The sequence below is a fragment of the Acaryochloris sp. IP29b_bin.148 genome (genome assembly GCF_028285565.1).
Classification (GTDB): Bacteria; Cyanobacteriota; Cyanobacteriia; order Thermosynechococcales; family Thermosynechococcaceae; genus Acaryochloris.
Genome location: NZ_JANQOY010000241.1, coordinates 52,757 through 64,226 on the forward strand (window position 1 = coordinate 52,757; position 11,470 = coordinate 64,226).

General features: G+C 48.0%; 13 protein-coding genes. 11 read left to right on the forward strand and 2 right to left on the reverse strand.

Features of this window, described 5'->3' with window-relative positions; genetic code table 11:
- Positions 1-36: 36 nt before the first annotated feature.
- The 5 genes from Q0986_RS22035 to nadB all read left to right on the forward strand — a co-directional run bounded on the left by Q0986_RS22035 (position 37) and on the right by nadB (position 5,133).
- Positions 37-264: an RNA-binding S4 domain-containing protein gene (locus tag Q0986_RS22035; protein WP_299416095.1), complete on the forward strand. Its 228-nt coding sequence runs from the start codon at positions 37-39 to the stop codon at positions 262-264.
- A gap of 283 nt (positions 265-547) precedes the next feature.
- Entirely contained in the window at positions 548-1,492 is a 945-nt protein-coding gene (locus Q0986_RS22040) for a GDP-L-fucose synthase (protein ID WP_299416097.1), read from the forward strand.
- 73 nt (positions 1,493-1,565) lie between these two features.
- Positions 1,566-2,708 (forward strand): adenylate/guanylate cyclase domain-containing protein, encoded by a 1,143-nt coding sequence (locus tag Q0986_RS22045; protein ID WP_366918661.1) that lies wholly within the window; start codon positions 1,566-1,568, stop codon positions 2,706-2,708.
- Positions 2,709-2,847: 139 nt separating this feature from the next.
- Complete coding sequence (gene psbU, locus Q0986_RS22050; protein ID WP_299416102.1) at positions 2,848-3,285, forward strand: photosystem II complex extrinsic protein PsbU; 438 nt, start codon at positions 2,848-2,850, stop codon at positions 3,283-3,285.
- 180 nt (positions 3,286-3,465) lie between these two features.
- On the forward strand, positions 3,466-5,133 hold the full coding sequence (gene nadB / locus Q0986_RS22055; RefSeq protein WP_299416104.1) for an L-aspartate oxidase: 1,668 nt from the start codon (positions 3,466-3,468) through the stop codon (positions 5,131-5,133).
- 4 nt (positions 5,134-5,137) lie between these two features.
- Here nadB and Q0986_RS22060 read toward each other — a convergent pair whose 3' ends face one another.
- On the reverse strand, positions 5,138-5,917 hold the full coding sequence (locus tag Q0986_RS22060; protein ID WP_299416106.1) for a photosystem II S4 domain protein: 780 nt from the start codon (positions 5,915-5,917) through the stop codon (positions 5,138-5,140).
- Between the two features lie 218 nt (positions 5,918-6,135).
- Between Q0986_RS22060 and Q0986_RS22065 the strand changes: the two genes are divergently transcribed.
- The 6 genes from Q0986_RS22065 (at position 6,136) to Q0986_RS22090 (ending at position 9,754) form a co-directional block, all read left to right on the forward strand.
- Complete coding sequence (locus tag Q0986_RS22065) at positions 6,136-6,564, forward strand: LapA family protein (RefSeq protein ID WP_299416109.1); 429 nt, start codon at positions 6,136-6,138, stop codon at positions 6,562-6,564.
- An 8-nt stretch (positions 6,565-6,572) separates the two neighbouring features.
- Positions 6,573-7,328, forward strand: a complete 756-nt coding sequence (locus tag Q0986_RS22070; RefSeq protein WP_299416112.1) for a segregation/condensation protein A — start codon at positions 6,573-6,575, stop codon at positions 7,326-7,328.
- Positions 7,329-7,505: 177 nt separating this feature from the next.
- Positions 7,506-7,676, forward strand: a complete 171-nt coding sequence (locus Q0986_RS22075; protein WP_299416116.1) for a hypothetical protein — start codon at positions 7,506-7,508, stop codon at positions 7,674-7,676.
- Positions 7,673-8,014: a hypothetical protein gene (locus Q0986_RS22080; protein ID WP_299416119.1), complete on the forward strand. Its 342-nt coding sequence runs from the start codon at positions 7,673-7,675 to the stop codon at positions 8,012-8,014. The genes Q0986_RS22075 and Q0986_RS22080 overlap by 4 nt, the downstream gene beginning before the upstream one ends.
- Before the next feature lie 194 nt (positions 8,015-8,208).
- Positions 8,209-9,372, forward strand: a complete 1,164-nt coding sequence (locus tag Q0986_RS22085; protein WP_299416123.1) for a tetratricopeptide repeat protein — start codon at positions 8,209-8,211, stop codon at positions 9,370-9,372.
- Positions 9,359-9,754, forward strand: a complete 396-nt coding sequence (locus Q0986_RS22090; RefSeq protein WP_299416126.1) for a type II toxin-antitoxin system death-on-curing family toxin — start codon at positions 9,359-9,361, stop codon at positions 9,752-9,754. Before Q0986_RS22085 ends, Q0986_RS22090 begins: the two co-directional genes overlap by 14 nt.
- On the opposite strand, the gene Q0986_RS22095 is transcribed toward Q0986_RS22090, so the two are convergent.
- Positions 9,751-11,470, reverse strand: a 1,720-nt coding sequence (locus tag Q0986_RS22095) for a cobaltochelatase subunit CobN (protein ID WP_299416128.1), incomplete at its 5' end; no start/stop codon positions are given. The genes Q0986_RS22090 and Q0986_RS22095 overlap by 4 nt on opposite strands.

The following is an 11,470-nucleotide window of genomic DNA, read 5'->3' on the forward strand; positions in this document are numbered from 1 at the left end:
GCTAGGTTGAGTGCCTTGCAATTTCTGACATGCAGTATGAAACTGGATCAATTTCTAAAATTCCAGGGGTTAACTTTGACCGGTGGACAGGCCAAATACTTAATCCAATCTGGATTGGTGAGCGTCAATGGTGAGATCGAAACCCGTCGTGGACGACAGCTCAAACCGGGCGACATTGTCACCGTCGAAGATGAGTCCTTGGAAGTACAGCTAGAGCCAACGCTCAGTCAGGAAAGTCCTGCTAATGATAGGGATGCTTCGTGATCAGAGACGGCTCTAACAGTTGTGGGGTTAAAGGAATTTGTCTAATCGACGAATAATACGTCGTCACATAGAGTGGCATCCCCAAGGTTAGACATGCGATCGCAGTCCCTGTAATTTTGGAGAGAACATCGGAGCTACGTTCAGGAGGCTCGTCAGCCTGATCATGCAAATCCATAGAGTTTATGAGAAAAATAGATGAGAATATCTAAACTAGCATTACTAGCCTAACATTCCCATTTTATTTCGGCCCTTCGTCAAGCACTGTATTTGACACAACATAATTATGATTTCATCTTCCCTTGCCAGCAAAAAGATTCTAGTTACAGGTGGCGCCGGTTTTCTGGGCCGTCAAGTGATTGCCCAACTCCAAAAAGCGGGAGCCCAACTGGACAATATTTCGATTCCTCGCTCTTCCAGTTGTGACTTGCGATCGCTCAGTGCTTGTCAAACCGCCGTTCAGGGACAAGACATAATTATTCATTTAGCAGCCCACGTTGGGGGCATCGGCTTGAACCAGGTTAAACCTGCCGAACTATTCTATGACAACTTAATGATGGGGGCTCAGCTCATTCATGCCGCCTACGAAGCCAAGGTGGAGAAATTTGTCTGTGTCGGCACCATCTGCGCTTATCCCAAATTTACCCCCGTCCCCTTCTTAGAAGAAGCCCTATGGGATGGCTATCCAGAAGAGACCAATGCACCCTATGGTGTGGCGAAAAAGGCTTTGCTGGTCCAACTCCAGGCCTATCGGCAGCAATATGACTTTAATGGCGTTTATTTACTGCCCGTTAATCTCTATGGTCCAGAGGATAACTTTAATCCCCAAAGTTCCCATGTGATTCCTGCCCTGATTCGCAAAGTCTATGAAGCCCAACAGGCAGGGGCTACCCAAATAGAAGTTTGGGGAGATGGTCAACCGACTCGCGAGTTTTTGTACTCTGAGGACGCTGCCCGGGGAATAATAATGGCAATGGAACATTACAACGATCCCGATCCCATCAATTTGGGAACGGGCTCGGAAGTCTCCATTCGTGATCTGGTTACCTTAATTTGTCAACTCATGGACTTTCAAGGCAACGTGATCTGGCTTACGGATAAGCCCAATGGCCAACCTCGGCGGTGTTTAGATACCGCTAAGGCCAAAGAAAAGTTTGGTTTTACCGCCAACTTCAACCTACGTCAGGGACTACAAAACACCATTGATTGGTACCGACAAAACCCAGATTAACGATGAACAGGAGCACTGTGGCTGTGAGGTCATAGCGGATTCCACATGCCGAACCGTCTCTCAAGACCTCTCTCTGACGTTTAATCGCCAAACCTTAACCAACCTGACCCACGAGCAACTTGTTGCGATTATTCTGCAGCAGCAGCAACAAGTTGCGCAGCTCCAACAAGAATTAAGCCGGACCTATTCTCAGCCCGATCGAACCGCAGAGGTCTCCTCACGCTCGTTACTCCTGCAATCTGCACCTGACGAGAACCACCCCTACCTAAAAGTTCAAAGTGGGACCGGGAGTTATACCTTAGCGCTCGTCGGCAGTTCCTATTGGATGATTGGTCGCGGATCGGATAACGCCATTGTCTTGCCCGATCAATGGATGTCGCGCAATCATGCCATGCTGCAGTCGATGGGGACAGGAGAGCTATACCTGATTGATCTGGGCAGTCACAATGGCTCCTTCGTCAATGGACGTCGAGTTAGTGTACCGATGCCCTTACAACATGGTGACCAACTCACCTTTGGTCAGACCAACGTTGAATTTCATAACCCAGACGCCGCTCAACTGCCTACCGCAGCCCAAGGTTTATCAGAAGCACCCGTGACCGCCTTGCTCCATGTGCGGCGGTTAATCTCAGTCTTGGTCGTCGATATTCGCAATTTTACGGGGCTGACGCGGAGTCTAGACGAGCGCCTATTGTCGGAAGTTGTGGGCACCTGGTTTCGTCGAGCAGGCGATATTATTCGGGCTAACGGCAGCTGGGTGGCTAAATATATTGGAGATGCCGTGATGGCCGTGTGGATACATGGCACCCAAGACGTTAGTCAACAAGAGCTTCAGCAGCCTTTTCAGGCCCTGCATCAGCTCAATGAAATGACCCAAAACCTTCATTCCATCTATCCCTTACCGTTTCCCTTAAAAATTGGGGCAGGGCTGAACACAGGGTATGGCATGGTGGGTAATACGGGCAGTAGCGATCGCCCTGACTATACAGCTTTAGGCGATACCGTCAATGCGGCCTTTCGATTAGAGACCAGTACCAAACAAATTGGCTTAGATGTCGCTGTCGGCGCAACCACCTATCAACATATGCAACGGTGGCACAGCAAGTACCTACCCCTCCGTCAATTTACCGTGAAGCTGAAAGGATATGAGACCCCCAAGCCAGCATATGCTTGCTCGTTTCCTGAACTCAAAACATTTTTAGAGGCCAACCAGTAGTAATATTGGTGTATTGAAAATACAAATTTCAGAAAACGATACCCTAACAAATTTTTTTTGTGGGTTGGAGTCTGTAGTTGATGATAGGCTCTACTAAGAGCTGTGTTGAAATCTCTGAGACAGGGAGGTACTTAAGGAAATGCATTCGTTTGTCCGTCGTTTTGGTTTGATTGGTCTTGCTTTGGCGACTTGCCTCAGCTTTATGGGGTGGTCCCAACCTGTAAATGCCCTCAATTTGCAGTCTGGACCCACTATTGTGCTTGCAGATACCTACCGTAACCCAATTGACGAAAAGCTGGGAACGGATTTTGGTCAGAAAATTGATGTTAATAACACCAATGTGCTGGCATTTATGAAATATAAGGGCCTGTATCCTACTGTTGCCGGTAAAGTTGTGCAGAATGCCCCATACAGCAGTGTTGAAGAAGTTTTACAAATTGAGGGTTTAACAGACCCGCAAAAGAAAGTTTTGCAGGATAACCTCGGTAACTTCACAATCTCTGACCCTGATCCTTCTTTGGTCGGTGGTCAAGATCGTTATAATCCTGGTTCTTACAAGCCTTTAGGATTGCGATAAGCATCTCTGCTGGCACGTCCGTTAATTGATGATCTTTATGGACTGATGGTTTAGAACGTGGCCGAACTTCTATGCCACCGGTTTGTACAATTTCACTCTCTGCCTCTGCAGTCGTTGGCTTAACTACTGCTTGCAGGCAGGGAGTGTTTTTTCAGATGTACTGGTACAGCAGTTTGAACGTTGTCCTCTAATTCTGATACTCAAGTGTCTCCCCACTTTGATGTCCTAGTGGTGGGTGGTGGTGCAGCAGGGCTCTATACCGCTTTATCATTGCCATCACACCTTCGGGTGGGATTAATGACCAAAGATAGTCTGTCTCGATCGGCTAGTGATTGGGCACAGGGCGGGATTGCAGCGGCCTTTGATCAGGGGGATTCGCCTGAACTTCATGCCCAAGATACATTACATGCTGGTGTAGGGCTCTGTGAACCCAGTGCCGTCGATTTTCTGGTACATCAAGCCCCTGATCAAGTCAAAGCACTCCTGAAGATGGGGATTGCCTTCGATCGCCGCCAAGATCAGCAGTTAGCCATGACATTGGAGGCTGCCCATTCTCGTCCCCGAGTCCTCCACGCTGCCGATACAACTGGACGAGCCTTGATCAAGACGCTGACGGCGCAAATGTGGCAGCGGTCGAATATTGAAGTATTGGCAGATACCTTCACCTTAGACCTGTGGCTGCATCCCCAAACAGGCCGTTGTCAAGGGATGTGCGTGCTATCTGCCGGGCAGCTCTATTGGGTGTCGGCAGCAGCCGTTATTTTAGCCACAGGGGGCGGCGGGCAAGTCTTTTCCCAAACCACTAATCCAGCCTTAAGTACAGGAGATGGGGTGGCAATGGGATGGCGAGCAGGGGCCAAACTCAGAGATTTAGAGTTTTTCCAATTTCACCCCACGGCGCTGACAGTACCGGGGGCACCCCGATTTCTAATTAGTGAAGCGGTGCGCGGCGAAGGGGCGCATTTATTAGATACCTCCGGTCACCGCTTTATGTTTGACTATCACCCCCAAGGCGAGCTAGCACCGAGGGATGTGGTCAGTCGGTCTATCTTCACTCATCTGCAGACCTCTGATGCCCAAGACCATCAGGTATGGCTGGACTTGAGACCCATCGCCCCTGAGAAAATCCAGCGACGGTTTCCCAAGATTATTCAGGTTTGCCAGAAATGGGGGGTTGATGTTTATCAGCAGCCCATTCCAGTGTCGCCAGCGGCCCATTACTGGATGGGAGGGATTCAGACCGATTTACAAAGCCAAACCTCCATTCCAGGACTGTATGCTGTGGGAGAAGTCGCGAGCACAGGCGTCCATGGAGCCAATCGCTTGGCCAGTAACTCTCTCTTAGAATGCCTAGTGTTTGCAGCGGAGTTTGCCTATCTGGATGTATCGTCTATTCCGACTATAGACAGTGCTCCAACAGATACCGTATTCAGTGGCGATCTCACGTTTGGGCCGCAGGACGAAGCGATGTTAGCTAAGCTTCGCACTCAGTTACCTGACGTCTTGTGGAATAGCGCTGGGATTGCGCGAACGGGTGACCAGATGCAAAGTGCGATCGCACAAGTCCATCAATGGCGACAAGACTTTCTCAAGGCTTCTCTATCCCGGCAACTGCGCAGCTTACCACCGGGCCAAGCCGTTACTGTTAATCCTGCTATTCCAGTACGCACTTGGGCAGAAACGCAAAACCTGCTGGATATTGGCTATTTAATCCTGAAAAGCGCTCACTTCCGTACCGAAAGCCGGGGCGGACATTATCGCGCCGACTACCCTGAGTCTAAAGCTCAGTGGCAAGCCCATACAGTCGTGGAACAAGACACTTGGCAACAGGTCTCTTTGGAAGCTTAAAGGCTTAGCTAAACCGCTTGAGCTGAATCCGATAGCGTTCTTTCTTGGTGATTTGCACCTCACCCAGCTCCAGACGACCCTTGCCGCGAATCGTGACAAGATCGCCCGTTTTCAGGGCATGACTGGCTTGGGAAATGTCCTTCCAGTTGACTCGCACATCCCCGGTATTAATTAGGTTCACCATTTTATTGCGAGACAGGCCAAAGCCAGCGGAGGCAACGGCATCGAGGCGCATCGAGGCTTCCACCGTGGTCATCTCCTTACAGCGGGGCTCTCGCACCTTGAGCTGCTCAAAGGGAATCGGTTCCACCTGCACTGGCACCGTGCGCACCTGGGTCAGGTGGGTTTCTAGAAAGGGGACAAGCTGCGGAGATGCGATCGCTTGCGCACCTCGTTCACCCAAAACTAAAATATCGCCCACCTGATCGCGAACAATCCCGGTGCCTAAAATCGCCCCTAAAAAGTCGCGATGACTAGCTGGATCAAAGAGGAAATTGCCGGAAATGCTGAGGGCCGCTAGTTCTACCTGGGTTTGATCGAGGGGGAGATCAGAACGTGCGATCGCAAGTCGTTGCCGCTCTGCCTGAGGATAACCTCCCCAAGCCAGAATCGAGACTTCTGTCAAAGACGCTAGTAGTTGCTGGGCTTCCGCTACTTCGGGGGGCGAGAGAAAAGCCGAGATCACCACCTCCCACGTTTTCAACGCTTGAGTGGCCTGGTCGAGGAGACGAGACATACAGTCCGTATGTTCTGTGCCTTGTAATAATTTTGCCTTGGGTAGCATTAGCGCTGGAATAAATTTGTCAGAGAACGAAGACGGTACTGTTATCCTAACAAGCCAGAATTTTAATATTCCCCTAAAGGAAACTGCCGAAATCTTGCTAGACCTGCTAAGCTTTGAAAAAATATTTGAAATCTGTCCTATTTTTACGCTTTATCAGAGATGGTCAAGTCCTGAGTATCGCTGAAATTGCAGAGTTATCAAACCTTGGGAGTGATTGAATGCGGCAAGTTAACTTTACGCTGATTTTTGTGATTTGTCTGGCGGTTGTCTTGTTTGCCATTGAAAATACCCAACTCGTAAGTATCAAAGTGGTCAAGGGGGTTGAAATCAACGCTCCTTTATCGATTGAACTGATTATTACCGCAGGGATTGGTGCCGTTTTAGCATGGACATTTAGTGTTTGGACGACCCTGCAAGAACTGTTTGTCACTCAGGAAGCCTTACAGGCTAGAGACCTTGAGATTGAATCCTTACACACTGATATTGAGCGATATAAAGCCGAACTCGAAGAGCAGCGCTTGTTACTCCCCAGCGTATCAACAGCCACCTCAGCAGACTCGTCTGAGCTGCAAGTGACCTCGGTCATTGCTCGTCCTGAACCCGCAACCATCATCACCCCTCAACCGTCTGATCTAGACGCAGACTGAGATCTACCATGAGCCGTTCCTTTGCCCAAAATGCAATTTCCATGCTGATTGATTTGGCCCAACGGGGTGAAATTGATCCCTGGGATGTCCAAGTCATTGATGTCTTTGACCGTTTTCTCAGTCATCTGTCCTATCAAGATTCACAAGAACTGTCGGACTCTGGACAAGCCTTTCTGTATGCATCAATGCTGGTATTGCTCAAGGCTGAGACCCTAGGGGAACTAACCACAGAGCCAGAAGAACCAGAAGACATGGAGCTGTTTTTGTTCGATGATGCGGAAGCAGAGTCAAATGGGCTGCCCTCTCCTTTAGAAAAATGTCTACTCCGGCGTCCTACCGCTCGTCCACCCCAACGACGACGAGTGACGTTGAATGAGCTGATTAACCAGCTGGAGTTGATGGCCGTTGCCGTTGAACGGCAAGGTCAGCGTCCCCGGGTTCGCAAAGTTCGACGGGCCTCCAAAGCAAAATCCATGAAGGCGATTGCTCAACTGGCCCACCAAGAAAATCTATCTGAAGTGGCAGAGCAACTGGAAGAAATTTTTGCCCGCTTAGATCCCAATCAAGACTGGCTAGACTTCGAAGAGTTACTCACGTTTATGAATGACCGGGTCGGGGTGTTTTGGGCGTTGTTATTGCTCTGTGCCCAATCCAAGGTCGAACTCGATCAACAGGAGTTTTATATGGACTTGAGATTAAAACCGTTGACGCCTGAACCTGCCACAGTAGAACTCTTACCGAATCTCAAATCAGCCGCGTCTTAGAGGCATGCCTTCACAGAGCTAGCTCTTGACCAATGCTAAGTCTCTAATTCAATGGCAATTTATCATCGCTTAGAGTCCCCCACTCAGACATCAGAAGATGCCAAGCAACAAGTGATTAGCTAAGAAATCTGGGGCAGACCACCCCGAGGTAGTGAAACGGCGAAGGTCAAAGCCTATATGGGTTCCCTACCAACAGGAGCACGAGGGATTGAATTCACAACTGACATTGAGCGAGATCCCGGCTCACCACCAGGACATGCTTATTGGAGTGGACCTCGAACTGGAGTTAAACTGCAAGGCGACTTCGCTATACCCAAGGTGTTGACCATTATCAATCGTCAACAATGACAAATGTTTTTGCTGCCAATAAGCTTGTAGAACTCGTTGAGGTTACCTCAGCGGTGGTACCCATTGCTATATTCCAGCAAAGCCCAGCAGAGCTTTCTGAGCAGCACTCAATAGAGTTTCAAGATGGGTTCGATGACCTAGACTATCTGAAGTTCTCGTTATTACAGTTGCCATCTGGTAAGTCAGCTACTCTCATCTATCATCAAAATTCTCCTAACCCAGGCATGGAAGTTTGTGTCATCGCCGATGAATCAGACCGAGAGGGACTAATCCGAGAAGTTATGCAACTGTTAAATCTACCCACTACAGCAATAATGTGGGTGCATCCTGAGATTTAGAAAGATAAAAATGCTGAAGGATGCTTCTGTTGCTCTACAATCCAAAGCAATCTGAAGTGAGCGTGCCACAATAGAGAGAGGGATATCATTCAGCTCAAACTCAGCACTTGCGTCAGAGTAACTTAGAGAATCAAATCAATTCATCTCAATAAATTTGTAAAACAGCTTGTTCCCAATGGCTATTCAGCTAGGCTATGGCTTCTTCTACGCTAATCTTCCCTAACCAACAAGAGCTAACTCAATCCGTAATCAATGTGGCTCCACTTAGCAACCTGCAAATAGGGAAATCGATTGCATCAAAAATTCATTCAGATGCAGTCTCTCTCTACACTAGAGGGACTGAGCTGTACAATCAGCAAAATTATAAAGAAGCTATTACTAAGTTTGACACGGTACTTGAGTTATCACCAAATTTTGTTGAGGCTCATTTAAACAGAGGAGCTTCTTTTCTAAAGTCAGGTAATTATTCCAAGGCGCTGGAAGATTTTGAGTCAGCTCTCAAGTTTAAACCTGACTTTGTTGAAGCTTATATGAATAGAGGAGTTTCTTTTCTGAAATTAGGTAAGTATTCTAAAGCGCTTGCAGATCTTGAGTTAGCTCTTAAGCTTAAACCTGATTATGTCGACGCTTGGTTTAATAAAGGTGCACTTTTTGAGCGGCAAGGTCAATATGAAGAAGCATTATTAGCTATTGATGAGGTTATAAAATACCAACCCGATAATCCTGAGGGTTGGTATATCAGAGGTTATTTGCTACTACATTTAAAGCATTTTTCTGGTTCCATCACTGCAACAGAGCGGTCTATCCAATTGCAAGTTCACAATTATGATGCGTGGCTCAATCTAGGAACAGCGCAAGTATGCCTAACTCAGTATAGTAATGCTGTAAAGTCACTCGATAAAGCTATTGACATAGAAGCAAACCGTCCAGATGCTTGGAGTTCGAAGGGACTGTCACTGATCCATCTGAAACGTTACGATGAAGCAATTCATGCTTATTCTCAAGCGACTAAACTCAAGCCAGAATTATCTAAGGCTTGGTATAACAGAGCTTGTGCTTATGCATTAAAAGGTAATGCTGAGAAAGCTATCCAAGATCTTGAAGAGGCGATCCGCCTTTTCCCAAACTGGCGAGAAGATGCAAAAACTGAACCTGACTTTAATTCAGTTCGTGATCGCCTTCAATTTCTTCAAATAGTCAATGGCTCAAAAGAATTCTCTGTAAGTCAGAGCACTAATACTGACACCAAATATGCTAGTACCAATGATGCATTGGAATGTGAACAAGAAGCATGGCAAGCATACCTAGACTCTGAAAGAGAAAGAGAAGAGGTATATCGTCGCCTTGCCAACTCCTAAATTTTTAAACCTGGCTTTAGTACTCAAAATTCATAGCCAACAAATTGATAAATTTGGAGGCAGTCATGGCATCCGAGATCAAGGTCTGTTGGAATCGGCACTTGCCCAACCACAGGCTAGCTTTTCTGGTGAACTTCTACATTCAACAATTTATGAGCAAGCAGCAGTCTACCTCTATCATTTGGTCATGAATCATCCATTTATCGATGGTAATAAACGTACTGCTTTTGCAGTAATGGACACTTTTATTCGCTTCAATGGGTATTCACTGATTTTGGAGAATACTGAGGTCTACGAGATAGTTCTGCAAGTTGCTAAAAGTGCAATGGGCAAAGACGCTTTAACCATCAAATTACGAGAAAACATCAAGCCCAACAACTAAACCTTAACCCCCTCAAGTTCTTCGTCCGTCAGCTCATATAAGGCACGGAGTTGATCTAGCGTTTCCTGATCAGGACTCCAAAATCCTCGACCATGGGCCTCTAGCATGCGACCAACGATATTGCGGAAGGCTTCTGGATTAGCTTGGCGTAACTTCTCAGCCATTTCTGGATCTAGGGCATAGGTCTCTGCGGCTTGGTCATAAACCCAGCCTTCTTGGAAATCAGCAGTGCCACCCCACCCAATCAGGGCCGTCATCCGCTGAGAAATCTCATAGGCTCCTCCCGATCCTTGATCGGCCATTGCGTCAGCCCATTTGGGATTGAGCAGCTTAGTCCGATATTCCATCCGCAACAGCGAATCTAAATCGCGGGGAGTCGTGTCTTTGGAGAAACTTTCAACAAAATTGGCTTTGACCTTGCTACCCCGCTGTTGCTCCGCCGCTAACTTCAGACCACCCGTATTTGCATAATATTCCTGAATATCAGTCAAACCATATTCCACCGAGTCAATCTCTTGGACAATCTGCTCTGTGCTTTTCAGTAAGGTTTGCAGGACTTCAGGACGGGCTTGGCCCTTGTCATTACGGCCATAGCTAAAGGCATTGCGATCGCTCCAGGTTTGTCCCAACTCATCCGAAGATTCCCAGTTGGAGTCCGTCACCCGGTCATTGACCAAAGAACCGAAATCCCCGGCAGGGTTGGAGAACAGACGGGCAGAGACATTCTCGACTCCCTGCTCTTTCAAGGCCAGGGCATGTTTACGAATAAAGTTCTGGTCTGGGGGTTCGTCTGCTTCTGCTGCTCGTAAGAATAGATCATCCAACAGCTCAATAATGTTGACAAAACTATCTCGAAAAATTCCAGACAGGTTAGCCAAGACATCTACACGGGGGTGATCGAGCTGATCTAAAGGCGTCAGGCCATAGCGAACAATTCGTCCTGTCCCTTCTTTAATCGGTTCTGCCCCCACGAGTTCTAGAAGAATGCCGATGGATTCTCCGCGCGTCTTAATGGCATCTAAGCCCCAAAGCATCACGGCGACGGTTTCTGGGTAGGTGCCTTTTTCTTCCAGATTCTGGGATAGGATCTTGCGAGCAATCTCTCGGCCTCGCTCATAGGCGGCAGGAGAGGGCATCCGATAGGGGTCTAGGGCATGGATATTTCGGCCTGTGGGTAATACACCGGGACCATCCCGGAGCAAGTCTCCACCAGGCGCTGGGGGGACATATTCTCCGTTTAAGCCCCGCAGTAGGTTGGTGAGTTCATCCCCAGTTTGGGCCAGTAGACTCCGGATTTGGAGGGCTTCTTCTAGCTTAGGCGTACTGCCATTGAGTTCAAACCGTTGGCGAATCTGATCGGATGCTTCGCCCGTAGCAACGGCTGAAATTGCATCCTCTGGCAACTCTTCTCCAAAGTAGGCATGGAGGTAGCTCTCTAGCTTTTCAGCATCAGGGGATTCACCCAATACATGCAGCCCAGAAGAGAATAAACGCGTTTCTAAAACTTGCAGATACTCATATAGCTCCACTAGGTAGTGATTGAAGGCGTCAGCACTAAACATGCGAGCATTTTCAGGGGTAAATTCAATCCCCAACTGCTTGGCTTCCTGGAACGGACAATCTGCATCAATCCCCGCATCAATAATCTTTTTGCAGATGGCCTCCCGCAACACCGCATTTTTTTCCGGGTCTTCGCGGTATTCCTGAATCAGATCG